We start from the raw sequence: 20,367 nt of genomic DNA, 5'->3' as shown, positions 1-20,367 counted from the left end.
GGAAAAACACCAAAAGGGATTATCGAGTCTGGAGAAATGACTGCAGCCTCTAAGGAAGAGGTAATTGCACAACTCAGAAAAAGGAATATTACTGCTACACTTGTTACGGAGAAAACAAAGAAGGTTAGAAAAATTGGGTTTCGTGGTGGAGTAAAAGATAAAGATATTGTAGTATTCACAAGACAGTTTGCTACAATGATTGATGCTGGACTCCCCCTCGTGCAGGCACTTGATATTCTCTCTAATCAGGTAGAAAACAGGACTTTAGCAAACTCATTGCAACAGATTAAATTAGACGTCGAATCAGGTTCAACATATGCAGATGCTCTTAAAAAACATCCCCGAATATTCAGTGAACTATATGTGAATATGGTAGCAGCAGGTGAAGCTGGCGGTATACTTGATACAATACTTAACAGGCTTGCAGCGTATATTGAAAAGGCAATGAAATTGAAAAAGAAAGTAAAGGGAGCGATGGTCTATCCTGCTGTTGTAACAACAGTTGCCGTTGGAGTAATTGCTATCATAATGATCTTTGTAGTTCCAACATTTTCAAAGATGTTTGCTCAACTTGGTGGTACTTTGCCATTACCGACGAGAATAATCGTTGGTATCAGCAGTTTTATTGCGGGTATTGGTGGACTGATGACACTTGGAGCAATTATAGCCTTGATTGTTTTTATCATCCAAGTTCGAAGGACTGAGAAAGGCAAATATATAATCGACAGAATATTACTAAAATTACCCATATTTGGCGTTCTTCTTAATAAGGTTGCAGTTGCAAAATTTACAAGGACGCTGGGTACACTTGTAAGCAGTGGTGTTCCCATATTAGATGGACTTGAGATCACTGCCAAGACTTCTGGGAATAAGGTTATTGAATATGCAATTCTTGATGTAAGAAAAGGGGTGGTGGGCGGAAAAACCCTTGCTGAACCTATTACAAAGGCAAAAGTATTCCCGCCTATGGTCACTCACATGATTGCAGTTGGTGAATCAACAGGTGCTCTTGATGCGATGCTTGCAAAGATTGCAGATTTTTATGATGATGAGGTTGATGCTGCTGTTTCAAACCTTACAGCAATGATGGAACCACTCCTGATGATATTTCTTGGTGGCACCGTTGGATTTATTGTTGTGTCAATGTATCTACCGATATTCAAGCTTATTACCCTTATAAAATAATATGTGAATGACCTTAGAAGATGTTGAGTCATTAAGAAAGAGGATTAAGGCCCTAATATTCTTTAGGGCTATCTTTATTAGTTTACTCCTTGGGTCCTCATTTTTTTTAAGTGGTCTACACGGATTTACATCTGTTTTTATACTCAGCCGTCTCATAATTTCAGTCTATATCCTTACTATTATTTATTCAGTATTACTTTTCAGGATTAGAAATCTCGTAGTCTTCGCTTATATACAATTGATACTTGACGTGATATTCACGATGGCTCTCATTGTTATTACTGGAGGAATCGAAAGCTGGTTTTCCTTTGCCCTAATTCTGGTTGTTATATCTTCAAGTATAGTGTTAAATAAAAGGGCTGGTTATTTCATAGCAACCCTAAGCAGTTTATTATATATCACACTTGCAATAAATGAGGTTTATAATTTTCTGCCAAGTCTAACCTTTAATACAGGAGAAGAAAAAAATTATCTTTATAAAGTCTTTGTTCACATTATTTCTTTTTATCTCACTGCTTATTTAAGCGGATATCTTTCATCTCGACTCGAGAAGACAGTAAAAAAATTAGAGGAGAAAGATTTTGATTTTCGAGACCTTGAGTTTTTTAATAAAGAAGTTATTGATAATATGCATAGTGGTCTTATCACAACTGATATATGGGGTAAGGTTTTAATATTCAACAGAGCGGCTGAAAAGATAACTGCAGTGAAAAAAGAAGCAATCATTGGTCAAAAAATAGATTCCATTTTGCCTTTTTTTGCTTTCCCTTTCTCCGAGGGTAGAAAAGAATATTCAATAATGATTGAAGGAACCCAAAAAATTATAGGGCTTGGTGTTTCGACGCTTAAAGCTATTGATGATAAAATAAAAGGCTATATTATCATATTTCAAGACCTTACAGAAAAAAAACAGCTTGAAGCAGAGATGAAGCAGAAGGAGAAATGGGCAGCTATCGGTGAGCTTTCATCCAGTATTGCCCATGAGATACGGAACCCGCTTGCATCGCTGAAGAGTTCTATAGAGATTCTTCGAGAAGATTTAGTTCCAAAGGATCATAAGGAAAGACTCATGGAGATTGCTCTTAAAGAGATGGGACGTCTGAACCGAATTATATCAGATTTTTTAACATATTCAAGACCTTCTAAGCTTGAGATGAAAAGCATCGATATACATGAAATCTTGGATGAGACTGTCGAATTTCTTAAAAATGTGGAGCACAACAAAGATAATATAAAAATTGTAAAGCTTTATTCTGGTGCGCTTCAAGTTAATGTTGATCCTGAGAAAATAAAACAGGTATTCTGGAATCTTGGTTTAAATGCTTTAGATGCAATGCCTATGGGAGGGAAACTTGTTATTTCAACGGAACATTCAAATGGTTTTATACACATACATTTTAAAGATTCAGGGATTGGGATACAAGAAAAAGATATTGAAAAAATATTTTATCCATTTTTTACAACAAAAGAGCACGGGACAGGTCTTGGTCTTGCAATTGCTTATAGAATTATTGACGAACATAAAGGCAAAATAAAGGTTGAAAGCAGTGTTGGTCTTGGAACAGATTTTGAGATTATTCTAACGGATGTAGATGAAAAAGCTTAAAGGTAAAATACTTATTATAGAAGATGAAAAAAGCATGCGGGAAGTATTGAAGATACTCCTTGAAGGGGAGGGATATGAGGTGGTTACCGCATCAGATGGACTCGAAGGGATTTCATATGTTGAGAAAGATATCTTTGATCTTGTTATTACTGATATGAAAATGCCGAAGTTAGATGGATTTGAAGTTTTAAAAACGATTAAAGGAATATCTCCCAATACAATTGTAATTATGATAACAGCTTTTGGTACTAATGAAAAGGCTATTGAAGCAATGAAAATGGGCGCTTACGATTATGTTAATAAACCATTCAATATAGATGAGATTAGATTAATTGTCAAGAATGCAATAGAAAAGAAGATGTTGAGTGAGCAAATTTTGGTTTTGAGAGAAAAGGTAGAAACTACCTGCTCTCTCGACAATATTATCAGCAGGAGCCCGAGGATGCAAGAACTTTTCAGACTGATTCCAAGAATAGCGCAAAGTAATTCTAATGTTTTAATAACTGGTGAGAGTGGTTCTGGAAAGGAGTTATTTGCATCTGCAATCCACAATTTGAGTGCTAGAAAAGATAAAAATTTTGTAACTATAAACTGCACAGCATTTCCTGAAGGACTTCTTGAATCGGAACTTTTTGGGCACATGAAAGGTGCCTTTACAGGAGCTATGTATAATAAACAGGGACTGTTTGAAATCGCAGACGGTGGCAGTCTTTTTTTGGATGAGATTGGCGAAATGCCGGTTAATCTTCAGGTTAAGTTACTAAGGGTTCTTGAAAATGCTACTTTTAGACGCGTTGGTGGAACAGCAGATATAAAAGTAGATGTAAGGATTATTTCTGCAACAAATAAGGATTTAAGAGAAGAAATTAAAAACGGGAGATTCAGGGAAGATTTATATTACAGACTGAATGTTGTTCCAATAGATATTCCGCCTTTACGTGAGAGAAAGGAAGACATACCATTGCTTGTAAACCACTTTTTTAAAAAATCATCTGGGATCCCGAGAAAAATAATGCCTGATACTATGAAATTATTGATGGATTACACATGGAAAGGGAATGTGAGAGAACTTGAGAATGTTGTTGAAAGGATAGCTGTGCTTACCGATAAATATGAGATAACCCCTTCTGACCTTCCTCTGGAAATAACAAGAGGACCTGTATATTCTGAATTGATTAATATAATCCCTGAGCTTTCAGATGAAGGTATTGATTTTGAAAAATTTATTGAAGGTATTGAAAAGAAATATCTTCTTAAAGCGCTCGAAAAAGCGAACGGTGTTAAGACAGAGGCTGCAAAACTCCTTCATCTCTCCTTCAGATCATTCCGCCATCGTTTACAAAAATATGGGATTAAATAGCAAGAAGGAGTAAATTCAGATGTTTCATAGAATTACTCTGTGGTTGTGCGTGTAAATATTAAACCGATTGTCCCTCATGAAACCAATAAGAGTGATCCGAGATTCTTCAGCAATTTTAATAGCAAGATCCGTAGGAGCTGCTCTGCTCGCAAGTATTGAAATATTAAGGTGGCTGCATTTTAATACAATTTCTGAAGATAATCTGCAACTTACAAGCATAATTTTCTCAAAAAAAGGAATATCTTGAAGAAGAATGCTTCCAATTACTTTATCAACAGCATTATGTCTGCCAATATCTTCAGCAAATGCGAGAATTTTTTCTGTATCTGCGAGTGCTGCACTATGAAAACATCCGGTTAATCTGAAAAGTTCTGATTTCTGCTGAAATTTATCAAATAAACCTTTAATGACTTTAAAGGATACAGAGAGACGATCTGTGATTGGTTTCGAAATTCTATCTTTTGTAAAGGTAAAACCGCCAAGATGTCTCGAGACATTGAGATTTTTCATCGGAATATTTTTAGCAGCTATATCAACATTGATTTCATCTCCATATGATATGTTTAATATATCTGGAGAGATTTCCCCATCAGATATCCCCCCAGTAAACAAAAGGCCTGTGATTAATTCTTTTATTTGCGACGGTGTGCAAAAAAGACTTATGATGCACTTCTCATTCAACGTAATATTCAGTTTCTTTTCAACAGCTATGTAATCTTCTTTTCTCTCGGAAGACTCTCCGGCCTTTAAGATAATCTTCCTTTTTATATAAGGTATATAATGGTCCATTTCAATTCAATTTTATCAGAGTGATGTTTTATATGTCGAGTATGCAATGATTTTATGTTATTCTTAAATATATGCTCAGGAAATTTTTACTCTTTTTTCTGACTATACTATTTTTTCAACTATGTTTTCAGATAAAAACATATGCTGATGGTATAAAAGTATTTAGAACAGCAGATAAAAAAAATATTAGCTATCAACAGATGCTCTCAGACTTAAAAAAAGTAAACATTGTTTTTGTGGGTGAAAATCACGATCAGGAAATCCATCACCGAATGCAACTTGATATTATAAAGACATTTAAAGATATGAAATTGCCAGTAGCTATAGGCCTTGAAATGTTTATTGCTGAAAATCAGGATATTCTCAATCGTTGGGTATCAGGTGATCTATCTACGGATGATTTTATCAAAGCATATTACGAAAATTGGAATTTTCCATGGTATTTATATAGAGATATTTTTCTTTATTTAAAAAAATATGAAATTCCAACTATTGGTTTAAATATCTCTCCAGAAATTACAAGAAAAATAGCAAGATCAGGATTTTCATCCTTATCAAAAGACGAACTTTCTAAACTCCCTCCTGAAACAGGATGTGCTGTAGATGAGCAATATATGAAATTTATCAGGAGGGCTTATGCTATGCATGGACATAATAACAAAAATTTTATATTTTTCTGTGAAGCACAACTCATATGGGATCGAGTAATGGCTAAGAATGTTTTTGAGTTCTTTATGAAAAATTCTGATAAAAAGGTTATTGTTCTGACGGGAAACGGACATGCATGGAAAAGAGGAATTCCTGAACAAATAGCGAATCTCTCAAAAAAAATTAGTTATAGAGTATTATTGCCTTATATCCCTGGATACATTGATCCTCAAAATATTACACACGGGGATGCCGATTATATTTTATTTTATTGATATGTTATTATTTTCAATCGGGGCGTAGCGCAGCCTGGTAGCGCACACGGTTCGGGACCGTGGTGTCGAAGGTTCAAATCCTTTCGCCCCGACCAGAAAACTGTCTTAGAATGGTTTTGATTATAAACAATTTCAGCTTTCGGATTAATAGTCCAATTGTGATTTTTTAAATAGTGCATAAATGATATTTCCGTAATATAGTAAAATATAAGTATATATTTCTTGACAAATAGTAATAATTACTATATAGTTTAAATTATGAATAATGGAGTTAAGGCAAAAGCAATGATGGTTGAATTTTTTAATAGATCCAGAGAAAATGGGCTGAAAATAACCCCTCAGCGCACTGCTATTTATCAGGAATTTCTTAAGGCAAAGAATCATCCTTCCGCAGATACAATATATAAGAGGATAAGAAAAAAGATACCAAATATATCATTTGACACGGTGAACAGGACACTTTTAACATTTTCCAGAATTGGTATCGCAAATATTGTTGAGGGGTATGGACAATCCAAGAGATATGATCCTGATATTGAGACCCATCATCATTTCAGGTGTATAAAGTGTAATATTATTATAGATTTCCATAATAAAGAATATGACAATCTGACGATTCCAAAAGACATTAAAAAGCAATTTAAGGTAGTGAACAAGAAAGTAGTTCTTGAAGGTCTCTGCCCTAAATGCTTAAGAAGGTAATATATCTTTTATTTTAGACAGGAATTATTACTATATAAGATAAATTATCAAATTGCGACAATTGAAACACGATTTGCTGAATCTCTAACTATGAGGAAGTTCAGAAATTTGCACAGGGTGAGTGCAATCTTAAACATATTTTTGTTTATAGATTGCACTGTTTTATTGATTCTTAATAACACTTTAAAAAAATAATATGAAAGGAGGTTTTTATGCCGCAAGAATTTAAACCCGGTTGTGCACGACCAACCGGAGGCGTTGTTGGAGAAAAGGAAAAAGAAAAAATACCGGAAAATGAACAGCCTATGAAAAAGGAGGAAAAGACCATGATTCTTATCGGGCGAAAAGCACCGGATTTCACTGCTCCAGCTTATCATCAGGGGAAATTCGTCAATTTACAACTATCAGAATATTTTGGGAAATGGATTTTACTTTGTTTCTATCCGGGTGATTTTACCTTTGTGTGAGCAACAGAACTTTCAGCAGTTGCTGAAAAATACCCTGAGTTTAAAAAACTTGGTGTCGAGATATTCTCTATGAGTATCGACAGTGTATTTGTTCACAAGATGTGGAATGACCACGAACTTTCAAAAATGGTAAAAGGCGGAATACCCTTCCCTATGCTATCTGACACCGGAGGAAAAGTTGGGAGTGTTTACGGTGTATATGATGATAATGCAGGTGTTGAAACAAGGGGAAGATTTATAATTGACCCTGATGGAATAATTCAGGGATACGAGATACTGACTCCACCTGTTGGTAGGAATGTGAGTGAATCTATCAGGCAGATACAGGCGTTCCAACATGTACGGAAAAGTAAAGGGACAGAAGCAATGCCATCAGGATGGAAACCCGGCAAGATAACTTTAAAACCAGGACCAGACCTTGTCGGAAATGTATGGAAGGTTTGGAAGACAAAGATGGCTTTTGACTAAACGCATTAAATAGAGTTCATTAGAAAATATTTTGGTAATGTCAAAAGTTTCATGGGAAAAAGTACGGGATATGAAAACAAACTGAGAGGGGAGTTACAATATTATCCCCTAACAAGAGATATCTTTACAGTATACCCCTTTGGCGGGGAACAAAGGATCTTTACAGTATCCCCCGCGGGCGGGGAGAGAAGGAGGCAAGCAAAAAATAAACTATGCATTGATAATTAAGGGTTTTAAGTCTTTTTGAGAAAAAACTTTTGACAATACTAACATTTTAAAAAGGGGGATGTCATGAAAAAACTAATTATTATCATATCATTTTCCCTTCTCTTTTCATATGTGGGGTTAATGGATAATTCATTGGCACATGCAGAGTTTTGTGTTAACTGTCATATGGGTGTAACTCCAGGACTTGTGAAAGACTGGGAAGCCAGCAAACATAGCACTAAGGAAGTAACATGTTCAACATGCCATGGGAATAAACATACCGGACCTCAGAATGTCAAGCTCGCAGAACTTCCAGACGAAAATCTTTGTGCTCGGTGTCATAAGAAACAGTTTGATGAATTTTCAAAAGGAAAGCACAATTTTGGATGGACTTCGATGAATGCTTTGCCCATTACACATGTGGAACCAGATGAGCTTATGGAGGGCGGAAGAGGTTGCGGAGGTTGCCATAATATGGGAATCAAAACCGAAGCTCAGAAAAAGGAACAATCAGCAAAAGGTTATCGGTATCAGAATAATTCTTGTGATGAGTGTCATACCAGACATAGTTTTTCAAAAAAGGAGGCTTTAGATCCTAAAGCATGTCAGCAATGTCACATGGGTTATGATCATCCACAATGGGAGATGTGGGAAAGTGCCAAACACGGAACACGCTGGTTTGTGAAAAACTCTGGCAATTTACCAGAAAATGCTCAGGCTCCATCCTGTCAGTACTGTCATCTACCAGGCGGTACCCATGAAAACCGCACAGCGTGGGGATTTCTTGGGGTAAGACTGCCCTTACCGGAAGACCCTCAATGGAAAGCTGATAGAATTACTATTCTAAAAGCCCTCGGTGTCATTAACCCCGAAACTGGCGAGCCCACTGCGCGGCTCGAAGCAGTAAAATCAGTAGATATGGTTAGGCTTACAGAAGAAGCATGGCAGACTGAACGCAACAAAATGATAAAAAGGTGCACTAACTGCCATTCTGCCCAATATGCACGTCAACAACTTGAAATGGGTGATTCTATGATGCAGAAAGCTGATCGCTTACTTGCTGAAGCAATAGAGATAGTTGCAGGTCTTTATAAAGATGGAATTATAAAAAAGCCTGATAACTATACCTTTGCATATCCAGATTTTCTGTATTTCATGCATACAGGCGGAGGTGATACCAATAAACTTTCATACATAGATCAGGTTTTATTTCAGATGTACATGAAGCACCGAATGAGAACATACCAGGCTTTCTTCCATGTCAATCCGGATTATGCCTACTGGTATGGTTGGGCAATGATGGTAAAAGACCTCGGGAATATTAAGGAACTTGCTCAAACCATGAGAGCAACACACCATAAATAAAGCATATTAATAGTGCACTATAGGAGGGGCGGAGAATATTCTTCGTCCTTCCTATTCTTTAAAATTCAACTATCGAAGCTTCTAAATCTTTCAAGAATTTTTCTAAATCTAAATCATATTTTTCAGTAATAACTTTTATAGGGTCAAAAAGATGACTGCACAGAATGCATTTTCCTGTTTGTGCTTCGTATTTTTTAAAAATCACTTCAGTCTTTCTGTTATTTTGTAATATTTCTAAAACAGTCATTTCAGGCGAGAAATTTGTTGTTTTATTCTGAGAATTTTTTACCAAACCTGAATCATTCCAGCAGGTTTTGTTAATACTTCCCCTATTATATTGGCTGCAGGTGTGCCTTTTTCCTTTAATTTATGAACGAGCAGGTCTGCTTTTTCTAAAGGAATAGATATTAATAATCCTCCTGATGTTTGTGCATCAGATAGTAGGTCTAAGAGGATTGGGTCAATTGAAGGTTTAATTTCCAGATGTTTAGAACAGTATTTCTGGTTAGAAAAACTGCCTGCAGGAACCATGCCCATAGTTGCAAATGTTTGAGCTTCTGGAATTATAGGCACCTTATCAGCGTATATTCTAAAACATACCTTACTTGCTACAGACATTTCGAGGGCATGCCCCAAAAGCCCGAAGCCAGTGATATCTGTGCATGCATTAACCCCGATCTCCACCATAACTTCAGAAGCATCCTTATTCAAGGTAGCCATTAGCTCGGTAATTACAGAAGTTGTAGTATTTTCAAGCATTTTACCTTTTAACGCGGTTGCAAGAACTCCTGTCCCCAATGGCTTTGTTAGAACAAGAAGATCTCCGGCTTTAGCTCCTGCATTGGTCAGAAATTTTTCCGGGTGAACAACTCCAGTTACAGAAAGTCCATATTTTAATTCCGGATCTTCTACACTGTGTCCACCTACCAGAATTGCACCGGCTTTATGGATGACCTCAAGACCACCTTCGAGAATAGAACGAAGGATTGATTTGTCCATTTCCTTTATGGGAAAACATACGATATTCATAGCAGTCAGTGGTTTGCCTCCCATTGCATAGACATCACTTAACGAATTGGCAGCAGCGATCCTTCCGAAATCATAAGGGTTATTTACAATAGGAGTAAAAAAATCCAGTGTCTGTATCAACGCAATTTCATCAGTAAGACGATATATTCCCGCATCATCACTTGTATCCATTCCTACTAAAAGATTTGGATCTTTTTCGGAAGGCAGACCGTCCAGAATATCTATTAAGTCTCCCGGACTTATTTTTGAAGCTCAACCCGCAGCACGTGCTTGTTCTGCAAGCTTAGGCAGTTCTACAACTTTTTTTGGCATTCCTATTGATATTCCTTGTTTTTAAAATTTAATCTAAACACTTTTTAGTATATCAAAACTATCTGTTGAATTTAAAACAGTCTCAAGAGCACGTGGGATGTGCTCGATAATTTCTGAAACCTGAGTGGCAGGAGTTGGCATAGAGTGATATCCTGCAAGTCTGTTTGTCCGTGCAGCAATGACAGATGCATTACCTATTTCTAATCCAGACTCTATGAGGGCAGAGACAATCCCTGTAATGACATCACCCGTACCACCTATAGGTTCCAGAGCTGGTTCATCGGGGCTGTTCACGACCGCGATGATCCCTTCCTTATCGGTAATATAATCCTGTTTGCCTTTTACGAGCAGATAACGTGCGGCATTTTCGTGTAAATATGCGCGTTTAATTAAATCAGGAACAAAATTTTCCTCGTGCAGAATAAAACCTCTTGTATAAAATGGATGTGGTGCTTCTTCATCTGCCAAAAAAGCAAGTTCTCCTACATCAGGTGTGAATAGATCAAACAAAGGTGCATTGCCGCTCATTTTTACCATGTACATAAATCCTGCATCAGCAATTAAAACAGGACGAAATGCCATTTCTTCAATCGCAAAGATCACTTTATTACACCAGTCAACGTCAGGTTGTAAATAATGGAATGTAATTGTCGTAAAATTTGCTGATCCAATATGCTCTGTCAGAAACTTATAAAGGCGTCGGCTGCCGTCTCCTAAACCAACATCTCCTGCAAGATAAGCAGAGAGACCTGGCTTGCCCATGAAGTCAAGTGTTTTGATTGCTGCTGCAATCAGGGCTGGTGTTCCTCTGTTAATGGCAAAGGAATGATTTTGAATATGCAGCTTGTTATTTTGTATTAAGATTGCACCTGAAACAAGGGGGAAATTATTTTGAGGGATTGTTCCAACTACAGCAAGCATTTTTTCTTTATCTCTTCATATGCCAATTGCAAAGCATAGCCACAAAGCGTATGACCTATAGATTTTGGAGAAGGTGATTGAGCAAGGTGTTTGCCGACCATTTCACTTGCCAGATAGGGAACATCAGGGCATCCACCTCCTGAAATATTCACAATTGTCAGATTATTTTTATCAACAGTAATTTTCATATTTGCTGCCCTCACCATAAGATATTGTCCGAAGTCTTTTATATGGAACAAATCTATAGGTTTGAGTAAAGCATTACTTACAGGTACCACATTAAGAGGTTTTAATTTATAATCCTCAAGCCTTCTTAAGATATTTAGTTCCTCAATCAAGGGGAATTCAATTACAAGATCACATCCAGTTCGTATTTCAGGAGGAGGTCCCATAACTCTTATCTCCCAGCCATCTGTTTTGAGAATATTTTCTGCTCTTATAACTTCGCTTGTATTTTCAAATACGAGTATACCTCTATCCTGCTTGTTTGATTCAGACTCAATTTTAACTTTTTTCTTAAACATCTTGAATAAAGGCATATTAATCCTTTCGTATTGTAAGCCGGTATCCTTCCCCTTCCGGTTTTATCTCAACAACTTCCCAACCCTGTGTTTTTGCTGCACGACTTACATTTTCCTTTGATGTATCAGTATCTACCATGACAACTATTTCACCTTTTTTAACATTCTTGATTTCATCCAGAGTCATTAAAACAGGTTGGGGGCAAGACAACCCTCTTGCATCAACAGTACTGCTCATATCAATCCTCCTTATGATGCTTGTTTTCTCATTGTGATTCCTATAAACAGACAAACTCCCAATCCTATAATTACTGCAATAATGCCGTTAGGCCCAACTCCGTTGGGAGAGCTTGCCAGCCCGAAGTTATGGGCAAAACCAGCTCCGACGATCATCCCTGAAACAAATACCGCAGCATCTCCATCTCCTTCCCCTGCCAGAAAGAGCTGACGACCCGGACAACCTCCAGCAAGGGCAAAAGCGAGACCTGCAAGTGCCATCCCTGCAAAATTCCAGATATGCATAGTATGTGCTACAGGTTGACCGGCGAAACCGGGGTGAAATTGCTTGAGAATCAGATTTGTAGCAAATGCTGCTATGACTAAGCTGAGAACTCCTAAAAAAAGATGTGACTGCCTGAATAAAATTAGATCTCGGAATGCACCCATTGTACAAAAACGGCTTCGTTGTGCCAGAAACCCCACGCCGAGGCCAACTATAAGAGAAATAAAAAGAGGGGCGTGCATTGAGCCCGGACCTTTAAGACTATAGAAAAGAATTTTGCTTCTGCTCTGTCCTTCTACCTGGGGATCAATGAGCATCATTATAAGAAATCCAAGCATAACTAATGGGAAAATCCATCCTACAGATGTGTATGTCTGTTGAGTGCGCCCTAAATTATAACCGCCTTTTAGAAACCTTGTGCCTATCCAGATGCCTGTTACGAGGCCGGATAAACCAAGAATAGCATTCCAGTCGCCGCCAGCGAGGCGTAGCAAGGCTCGCCATGGACAACCGAGAAATACCAGGGCTCCAATCATTGCAAAGATACCTAAAACAAACCGGACAATAGGTGCAGATCCTGCTCTTGGTCTGAATTCTTTAAAAAGATATGCCGCTACCAATGAGCCGAGGACGAAGCCTATTATCTCTGGACGCATATACTGTACAACAGCAGCTCTGTGCAGACCGAGAGCGCCTGCGATATCACGGTCAAAACAGGCAACACAAATTCCCATATTCCCAGGATTGCCAAGTTTTTGTAACAGAGGTGCTAAGATACCGATGAATATCCCAACTCCAATGATTCCCCATTTTGTTGCAAAGAAGTTTTTAAATGATGACATAGACGTCTCCTTTTAACCCGGGATTTTAATTATCAGAATTACTATTACAAATATAGCTTCACATCTTATTAAAGTAAAATATTTATTTCCTATGAAAATCTACAAATCAATAGAAATTATCAATAATTAGATTATTTCAGGCTTTTTATGGCAATTATTAAAAAGCTTGAGAGTTTTTATAGGATAGATTCAGGTAGATAATTATCCCAACATTTATTGAAAATGATTTAAAATATGTTGTCTATTTCTGATCTTATAAAAGTGAAATATCAAAATATTTTCTAAAGAGGTTAAATATGAAACTAAATGAATCAATAATAACAAAATCAATTATTGAACGGTTTTTTAGGAAGTTAATCGATAATGTTATTACAGACGTGGCGATTGTTGGGGGAGGACCTTCAGGTTTAGTTGCTGGGTACTTTCTGACAAAGGCTGGAAAAAAAGTAGTGCTTTATGAACGCAAATTGAGTGTTGGTGGAGGAATGTGGGGTGGTGGCATGCTGTTTAATGAGATAGTGGTTCAAGAAGATGCATTGGGAATTCTTGAGGAATTTGGTATTAAATATCGAAAGTTCAAGAAAAACTATTATACAGCAGATTCTATCGAGGCAATATCTACTCTAATTTCCAGAACTGTGAAGGCAGGCTTGACTATATTCAATTGTATAAGCGCTGAGGACGTAATGATGCGTGCTTCCCGTGTGATAGGCTTAGTATTGAATTGGACACCGGTCCAGATTGCAAGATTTCACGTTGATCCTCTGGCTGTTCGTTCACGATTCATTATAGATGCAACAGGTCATGATGCTGAGGTTGTCAGGTTAGTCCAGAATAAAGTCCCTGGGAACCTTAATACACCAAGTGGTAAGATTGAAGGAGAAAAGTCAATGTGGGCAGATAAAGCAGAAATCTTGACACTTGAAAACACACGAGAAGTTTTTTCTGGTCTGTATGTTGCAGGAATGGCTGCTAATGCAACTTTTGGAGGGCCACGTATGGGTCCGATTTTTGGAGGAATGCTTCTTTCAGGAGAGAAGGTAGCAGGACTAATCTTGAATGCCTTCGAAGATGCATCCAAGAAAAGCTGAAAGGTAAGAATACAGCGAAATTTATAATAAAGAAGAGAATAAAAAATGTTTGACATAACAATCTTTGTAGAAAAATGGTGGTTACTAATATCAGCTCTTCTTGGTATTTTGGCTATGATTATTATCTATGCGTTTTATAGGAGTCGAAAGAATATATCTGTTCATGAAGAGAAAGATTATATAGAAAAACTGAAAAGGGATACTAAAGCAATATATGAACAGATAAAACAGAGTGAGAAAGCATTTCAAGAAAATGTTATGTTACAGCTAAAAGATATGAATGAAAAAATGAAGATTCTCGAGGGTCAATGTAAAGAAAAAAGCATACATCAGAAGCTACCAGAAATAGAAGATAAAGGAAAGAGCGAAAAGCTTCATAATACTTTACATATTCTTTTCCCTCAATTAAAGCTTCTTGAAAAATTAGAACAATATAAACAGATTTCTCTAAGTGCAAATGAAATTCGCGATAGTATTTTGCAGATATTAGAGAAAACTCAGATATTTCCAGAGAAGATAGATTTATATGTAACAGTTGACAGAGAGAAGAAGTTTGGATTCTTCGAAAAAAGCATATGCACCTTGCTTTCACATAGGATTTACGACATTGAAAAAAATTTAAATATACTTGTTGGAAATGAATCAGTTTATGTAATTCTTGGAAACTTACAGTATGAAAATAGCGATTTTCTTAGAGCAAAAGAATATTATCAGAAAGCAATTGAGGTGAAACCTTTATTTGCTCTTGCATGGAACAATTTATGTATGTCTCTTATTCGAATAAACAAGAATCAAGAGGCGCTTGCTGCTATTGAAAGATATCTGGAATTAGAGCCGCAGGATGTGCGGGCATGGCATATCAAAGGAATGGTACTTGATAGGCTTGAGCGTTATGAAGAGGCTCTTACAGCATTCGATAGGGCATTAGAATTAAATCCTCACGATGCACGCACATGGTACAGCAGCGGGTTAGTTTTAGGGCATCTAAGTCGTTATGAAGAAGCTCTCAAAGCATATGATAATGCGATTGAACTGGAACCCAATTCCCCAGACCTCTGGCATAGTAAAGGTTTTACACTTATTCAATTAGGTCTTCCTGAGAAAGCCTTAAAAGCTTATGACCGGGCGATTAAACTGAAGCCCATTCCAGATGCATGGTATAACAAAGGGTTAGCACTCGGAAGGCTTGGAAGATACGAGGATGCATTAAAAGCCTTTGAGATGGCACTTGATTTAAAACCTGATTTCCATGAGGCGTGGTACAACAAAGCATGTCTTTATTCTTTAAAAGGGGATAAAACCAATGCCCTGTCAGATCTGTCGAAAGCCATTATGATAAATCCTGCCTGTAAAATTATGGCAAAAGAAGATGAGGAATTTAGAAATCTAATTGAAGATGAGGATTTCAAAAAAATTGTGGAATAGCTGAGTTTAGATTAAATAAATTCTAAACCAACCTTATGATAAATACTATCTGATCGTTGTATCCAGCGAACAATTGCTTTTTTAGAAGTTGAAAAGAGAAGATTTTTGATTATTATAATCTGTCCTTCTTTTATATCTTTATTTGTTTTAAGACATAAACCAGATGTATTTATATTGAGCACAAACCCAATACAGGTCTCTGAATTAGATGTAGAATTGAGTGTATATTCTATAGTTAGAAAGGGAAAGTCATTTCTTGAGTGTTTTCGTTGATCTGGGAAAATACCCTTATCGCTGTTATTATTCATAAGCCTATAAAATTTCTTATTTCCTTTTCACTAATAAAAAAACGACAACAATTTTATCAAATTAATTTTTCGAAAGTCTACAGGAAAATTCACTATAAAATTAACAACTTCCATCTTAAAAGTTTTCCTAATGTTATTTTGATTCTTTCAGGATAGATAGTCAATACTACTAAGGTAGGATTTCAATTATTGAATGGTTGTGTATTTTAAAATATTCTTTTATTTCTTCTTTTGTGAACTGAAAATGGTTTAAAGCTACAATACAATCAATTCCGCTTTTTCTGGAAGTTTCAGCAATAATAGATATCATATCCTCTACTGGCACATGTTTAGAATAATGAAGGTCAATTTCGATATTTAGTATTTTATCGAATTCTTTTAGAAATGATTCTTTCAGATTTTTTAATCTAATCCATCCCTCTTTTGATATTTTTGTTAATTCCTGTTTTGTATTAAACTGATTTTCTTTCTGCATAGTCTGCCTCTTTTAAACTATTCATAGTAGTAAAACAATTCATTGATTCAAACCAGTATTTCCTATCATATATCATTGTTGATGTAATTTTAGAAGAGATTCCAATTCTTCATATTGTTTTTTTATACCTGTTTTGCATAATACGCATATGCTATCTTTCTGATATGTCTTCATAGAACAGATTTTACATTTGTTAGCATTTTTAGGTTTATTTTCATAATCTGTCTTCTCAGTTTTCTGTTTCATCCATAGAAATTTTTGTTCTCTCATATTTATCATTAATTTTGCCATCATATATATCCTCCCCTTTTATATTTTTGTCCTTTTTATTTTTCTGAATGCTTGTTAATGAAATATGAAGAAAGATTTCAGAGACCTTTTCGAATTCATCCGATTTGTCAAAAAAGAAATCTGCACCGTATTCGAAGCATAAGTCACGATACTGTGGATAGGGATAATTTGTAAGCATTATCACAACTGGATAATTGTTTTTCTTTGTTATTGTTGATAAAACATCTATTCCATTTCCTCCGGACATCTGTATGTCGAGAATAACAACATCTGGTTTAGAATTCTGAATTATTTGTATTGCCTCTTCAACATTATCAGCTTGTTCTATTAAATCAACTTTTTGAATATTCAAAATCATATTACTAAGCCTTTTTCGGATTTCTGCAGAGTCATCTGCAATAAGAACTTTCATAGTTTTAATATCTTTCTTATTTTTTTAATTCATTAAAATTGCTCATTTAATATTAGATATCTCTTTAGTTATTTTTAACAAATATAAATGGTTGAAAATAGTGGTATTTGTCTTAAGATTTTGTAGGAGTATTCTTAATTTTTTGTAGATATTTGTCCTACATTTGAAATTAATAAAAATAATGCAGATATTGCTCGAAAATTTCTTTAACTCGAAATTTTCTCATAACATCTACATTATTCTAATTGCATTTTTCGGGTTAATAAATAAATAAACTATCTTCACAGAATTATTCTGAACACCTTTGAAAAATTGTATTTTAAGTTAAACTCGGGTTGTATTATGAAAAATGTGGATGAAAAATAAATATCATGGTAGCAGGTTGTTTTTTATTACATAATGAGTTAATTCTGCATTTGTTTTCATCTTCATTTTTTCTAAAATGCGCGTTCTGTAACTGCTCACAGTTTTTACACTTAGAAAGAGTTCTTTCCCGATTTGTGATACTGTCTTTCCTGAAGCAATCATAAGTAGAACCTGGTATTCACGGTCTGAAAGTATTTCATGAGCAGGCTTTTGAGCATCTTCTTGAATTTCAAAAGCTAATTTTTCTGCAAGAGAAGATGTAATATACTTTCTGCCTTGAGAGATTTTACGAATAGCTTTAATCAGTTCATCAGGAGCACTCTCTTTCATAATATATCCAGATGCACCTGCTTTCATTACTCGAACTGCATATTGTTCTTCAGGATGCGCAGTTATAATCAGCACAGGCATTTTTGGCTTTTCTTTTTTTAACTGTTTAAGAACTTCAAGGCCATTCAAACCTGGCATAGCGATATCAAGCAGGATTATATCAAAATCATTATTAAAAATTTTTTCTATAACTTCATTTCCATTTCTTGCTTCATCAGAAACAATCAAATCAGGATATTCTGCGATGATACGTTTCAACCCTTCCCGAAACATCGTATGATCATCTGCAATGAGTATCTTTATCATTTCAGTTTTCAGAAGATTCATTAAAAGGAATTTTTACAGTAACCTGAGTGCCCATGTCTTTCATGCCTTTTATGATAATATTTCCTCCGAATATTTTCACACGTTCTCTCATTCCTATAAGACCGAAAGATTTAGGATTATTGATTTCATCTTCTGTGATTCCTTTGCCATTGTCTTGAATTTGCAATTCAATATTGCCGCTTTTTTTCATTAAAGAAATATTAACTTTTGTTGCATGTGCGTGGCGTGCGATGTTTGTAAGTGTTTCCTGGAAGATACGAAATATTGCTGTGTTGCGATCTTTATCTGAAGATAAGTTCTTCGGAACTATGTTGATTTCGCTCTTTATTCCAGTCCTTTTTTGAAATTCCTGAGCCTGCCATTCAATAGCTGCTGCAAGACCTAAATCGTCTAATAAGCCAGGCCTTAAATCAGTTGAAATTCTTTTCATTGTCTTAATTGTCTTATCTATAATGCTTATCATTTCATTTATTCTTTCAGTTAATTGAAAACTGTTTTCCGGCAATTTCATCTTTAACCATGAAAGGTCCATCTTTAAAACTGTAAGTGATGAACCCAGTTCATCATGAATTTCCCGTGCAATATTTGTTCTTTCTATTTCTGTTACTTTATGTAGGTATGCAGTAAGATTCCGCAATTCCTCTTCGCTTCTTTTAATTTTTTCCTCTGCTTGTTTCCATTCCGTAATATCTCTGATAAGATTTATTGCTCCCAAAATGTTATTTTTTGCATCGTAACGTGCTATTGTCTTTATTTCTAAAAATCTGTCCATATCCGGGTCATAGAGATTATAAGTAATAGAATTCTTTGCGGAAGATGATTTATTAGTCTTTTTTTCTGTTTCAATAGGTGCTACTATATTTTGCATCTGTTTATTCCATTGTTTTTTTATCTCTGCAAAGAAAGGACGGTTTATCATTTCTTCAGCTGCTTTATTCATGCGGATGATATTAAAATCAATATCATGAACAATAATGGCTTCATTTATATCGTTGAAAGTTTTTTCCCACTCTTCTTTAGCAAAGAAGAGAAATTTTCCTATATTTTCGAGTTTAAAAATATAAGTTGTGAAAAAAACAGTCAAAACAGAAAAATAATATACCGTTGGAGGTATCCATAAATTTAACAAGATAAACAATGTAAAGATAATAACAGTGATGAGCAGAAGGAATATCAGAAGAACAATAATGAATTTTTTTTCATTTATATTTATGAAGATTATAAAGGAGGCAACAGACAGAATAATAATGCCGAGCCATCTGACGAAGGGGTGAATATCTTTTATATAATTTTTATCGATTAGATTATTGAGGATATTTGCATGAATTTCAATGCCGGACATCCTGTCCCTTTTCTGTGTAAAAGGCGTAAGCATTTTTGTTTCAATGCCAGCTGCTGTTACGCCAACGAGAACCACTTTATTTTTGAAAAAATCTAAAGGATAATGACCTTCAATCACATCAACAAGCGAAATATGCTTGAATGTCTCTGTATTTCCATAAAAGTTAATATACATTATGTCTTTTTGCAATATTACATTTTCGTATGAGGACTTGCGGGAAATAAAAGCAGTATCAAGGTTTTGAAAAGGTTTGCCTGTTATTGTTTCATAGATGGCAGAGGTGAAAGAGGGGATATCGGTATTCTTAAAATTAAGTGTATGAAATACGCTTCTTACAACCCCATCAATATCTTGCTCTATGTGAATATGGCCAGTCTTATGAGGAGATAAAGATTTTATCGGATAGATAATATTAAAAAGATTATCAATATATATCGGCATTATGACTCTTCCCTGACTTTTAATAAGATCTCCGAGGAATTCATCATCTTCTGAAGGTTCGGACATGATAATATCAAATCCTATCGCACTCGCCTGCTCTATTCGTTCAATTAATTTTACATAATTAATTCTTCTTAAGGGCCAGCGTCCCAGTTTATTGAGCGATTTTTCATCAATAGCGACAATTATTATATTTTTGTTGCATACCATATCCCCCCTGATTCTGAAAGAAAGGTCATAAAGATAATGATTGATTCCTGTAAAAAATCCGAGGTATTCTGCAATAAATATGAAAGCGATACAGATAGCAGTCAAAAATATATAACGAATTTTCATATATATAAAATGATTTTGTTATAA

Annotated in this window: 21 protein-coding genes and 1 tRNA gene; 10 read left to right on the top strand and 12 right to left on the bottom strand. The window is 35.5% G+C overall.

Annotation, left to right across the window (positions count from 1 at the left end; genetic code table 11):
- The first annotated feature begins 36 nt into the window (after positions 1-36).
- From HXY53_06115 to HXY53_06105, 3 genes are read left to right on the top strand one after another with little or no spacing between them, the layout of a single operon-like run.
- Positions 37-1,185: a type II secretion system F family protein gene (locus HXY53_06115; protein ID NWF76133.1), complete on the top strand. Its 1,149-nt coding sequence runs from the start codon at positions 37-39 to the stop codon at positions 1,183-1,185.
- Positions 1,186-1,192: 7 nt separating this feature from the next.
- Positions 1,193-2,791, top strand: a complete 1,599-nt coding sequence (locus HXY53_06110) for a hypothetical protein (GenBank protein NWF76132.1) — start codon at positions 1,193-1,195, stop codon at positions 2,789-2,791.
- Positions 2,778-4,151 carry a sigma-54-dependent Fis family transcriptional regulator gene (locus tag HXY53_06105; protein ID NWF76131.1) on the top strand — a complete coding sequence of 458 codons (1,374 nt, stop codon included), beginning with the start codon at positions 2,778-2,780 and terminating at the stop codon, positions 4,149-4,151. Before HXY53_06110 ends, HXY53_06105 begins: the two co-directional genes overlap by 14 nt.
- 24 nt (positions 4,152-4,175) lie before the next feature.
- On the opposite strand, the gene fdhD is transcribed toward HXY53_06105, so the two are convergent.
- Complete coding sequence (gene fdhD / locus HXY53_06100; GenBank protein NWF76130.1) at positions 4,176-4,940, bottom strand: formate dehydrogenase accessory sulfurtransferase FdhD; 765 nt, start codon at positions 4,938-4,940, stop codon at positions 4,176-4,178.
- A gap of 71 nt (positions 4,941-5,011) precedes the next feature.
- Between fdhD and HXY53_06095 the strand changes: the two genes are divergently transcribed.
- From HXY53_06095 to HXY53_06075, 5 genes are all read left to right on the top strand, one after another.
- The gene (locus tag HXY53_06095) at positions 5,012-5,863 is read left to right on the top strand and encodes a ChaN family lipoprotein (protein ID NWF76129.1); all 852 of its coding nucleotides are present in this window, start codon (positions 5,012-5,014) and stop codon (positions 5,861-5,863) included.
- Positions 5,864-5,881: 18 nt separating this feature from the next.
- Positions 5,882-5,958, top strand: a tRNA-Pro gene (locus HXY53_06090).
- Positions 5,959-6,151: 193 nt separating this feature from the next.
- On the top strand, positions 6,152-6,565 hold the full coding sequence (locus HXY53_06085) for a transcriptional repressor (protein NWF76128.1): 414 nt from the start codon (positions 6,152-6,154) through the stop codon (positions 6,563-6,565).
- Between the two features lie 212 nt (positions 6,566-6,777).
- Positions 6,778-7,500 (top strand): peroxiredoxin, encoded by a 723-nt coding sequence (locus HXY53_06080; protein ID NWF76127.1) that lies wholly within the window; start codon positions 6,778-6,780, stop codon positions 7,498-7,500.
- Between the two features lie 291 nt (positions 7,501-7,791).
- Complete coding sequence (locus tag HXY53_06075; protein NWF76126.1) at positions 7,792-9,072, top strand: cytochrome C; 1,281 nt, start codon at positions 7,792-7,794, stop codon at positions 9,070-9,072.
- Between the two features lie 58 nt (positions 9,073-9,130).
- Here HXY53_06075 and HXY53_06070 read toward each other — a convergent pair whose 3' ends face one another.
- From HXY53_06070 to HXY53_06045, 6 genes are read right to left on the bottom strand one after another with little or no spacing between them, the layout of a single operon-like run.
- Positions 9,131-9,319, bottom strand: coding sequence for a hypothetical protein (locus tag HXY53_06070; protein ID NWF76125.1), 189 nt, complete (start codon positions 9,317-9,319; stop codon positions 9,131-9,133).
- Positions 9,320-9,357: 38 nt separating this feature from the next.
- Positions 9,358-10,413 (bottom strand): selenide, water dikinase SelD, encoded by a 1,056-nt coding sequence (gene selD, locus HXY53_06065; GenBank protein ID NWF76124.1) that lies wholly within the window; start codon positions 10,411-10,413, stop codon positions 9,358-9,360.
- Between the two features lie 33 nt (positions 10,414-10,446).
- On the bottom strand, positions 10,447-11,334 hold the full coding sequence (locus HXY53_06060) for a sugar kinase (GenBank protein ID NWF76123.1): 888 nt from the start codon (positions 11,332-11,334) through the stop codon (positions 10,447-10,449).
- Complete coding sequence (locus HXY53_06055; protein NWF76122.1) at positions 11,322-11,873, bottom strand: DUF3343 domain-containing protein; 552 nt, start codon at positions 11,871-11,873, stop codon at positions 11,322-11,324. Before HXY53_06055 ends, HXY53_06060 begins: the two co-directional genes overlap by 13 nt.
- A gap of 1 nt (position 11,874) precedes the next feature.
- A complete protein-coding gene (locus HXY53_06050; protein NWF76121.1) occupies positions 11,875-12,093 on the bottom strand; it encodes a sulfurtransferase TusA family protein in 219 nt (72 codons plus the stop codon).
- An 11-nt stretch (positions 12,094-12,104) separates the two neighbouring features.
- A complete protein-coding gene (locus HXY53_06045) occupies positions 12,105-13,199 on the bottom strand; it encodes a YedE-related selenium metabolism membrane protein (protein NWF76120.1) in 1,095 nt (364 codons plus the stop codon).
- Between the two features lie 296 nt (positions 13,200-13,495).
- On the opposite strand from HXY53_06045, the gene HXY53_06040 reads away from it, so the two are divergent.
- Both HXY53_06040 and HXY53_06035 read left to right on the top strand, forming a co-directional pair.
- Positions 13,496-14,290 carry a thiazole biosynthesis protein gene (locus HXY53_06040; GenBank protein NWF76119.1) on the top strand — a complete coding sequence of 265 codons (795 nt, stop codon included), beginning with the start codon at positions 13,496-13,498 and terminating at the stop codon, positions 14,288-14,290.
- Between the two features lie 45 nt (positions 14,291-14,335).
- Entirely contained in the window at positions 14,336-15,715 is a 1,380-nt protein-coding gene (locus HXY53_06035; protein NWF76118.1) for a tetratricopeptide repeat protein, read from the top strand.
- Between the two features lie 11 nt (positions 15,716-15,726).
- Here HXY53_06035 and HXY53_06030 read toward each other — a convergent pair whose 3' ends face one another.
- The 5 genes from HXY53_06030 to HXY53_06010 form a co-directional block, all read right to left on the bottom strand.
- The gene (locus tag HXY53_06030; GenBank protein NWF76117.1) at positions 15,727-16,023 is read right to left on the bottom strand and encodes a hypothetical protein; all 297 of its coding nucleotides are present in this window, start codon (positions 16,021-16,023) and stop codon (positions 15,727-15,729) included.
- Between the two features lie 169 nt (positions 16,024-16,192).
- Positions 16,193-16,498 (bottom strand): hypothetical protein, encoded by a 306-nt coding sequence (locus HXY53_06025; GenBank protein NWF76116.1) that lies wholly within the window; start codon positions 16,496-16,498, stop codon positions 16,193-16,195.
- A 229-nt stretch (positions 16,499-16,727) separates the two neighbouring features.
- Complete coding sequence (locus tag HXY53_06020; protein NWF76115.1) at positions 16,728-17,201, bottom strand: response regulator transcription factor; 474 nt, start codon at positions 17,199-17,201, stop codon at positions 16,728-16,730.
- A gap of 369 nt (positions 17,202-17,570) precedes the next feature.
- Positions 17,571-18,203 (bottom strand): response regulator transcription factor, encoded by a 633-nt coding sequence (locus HXY53_06015; GenBank protein ID NWF76114.1) that lies wholly within the window; start codon positions 18,201-18,203, stop codon positions 17,571-17,573.
- 1 nt (position 18,204) lies between these two features.
- Positions 18,205-20,343 (bottom strand): CHASE2 domain-containing protein, encoded by a 2,139-nt coding sequence (locus HXY53_06010; GenBank protein NWF76113.1) that lies wholly within the window; start codon positions 20,341-20,343, stop codon positions 18,205-18,207.
- Positions 20,344-20,367 lie beyond the last annotated feature (24 nt).

The organism is Nitrospirota bacterium (assembly GCA_013388455.1).
GTDB lineage: Bacteria > Nitrospirota > Thermodesulfovibrionia > Thermodesulfovibrionales > SM23-35 > JACAFF01.
Note: the sequence above shows the minus strand (reverse complement) of the source record. Positions and strands in the feature narration are given on the sequence as shown.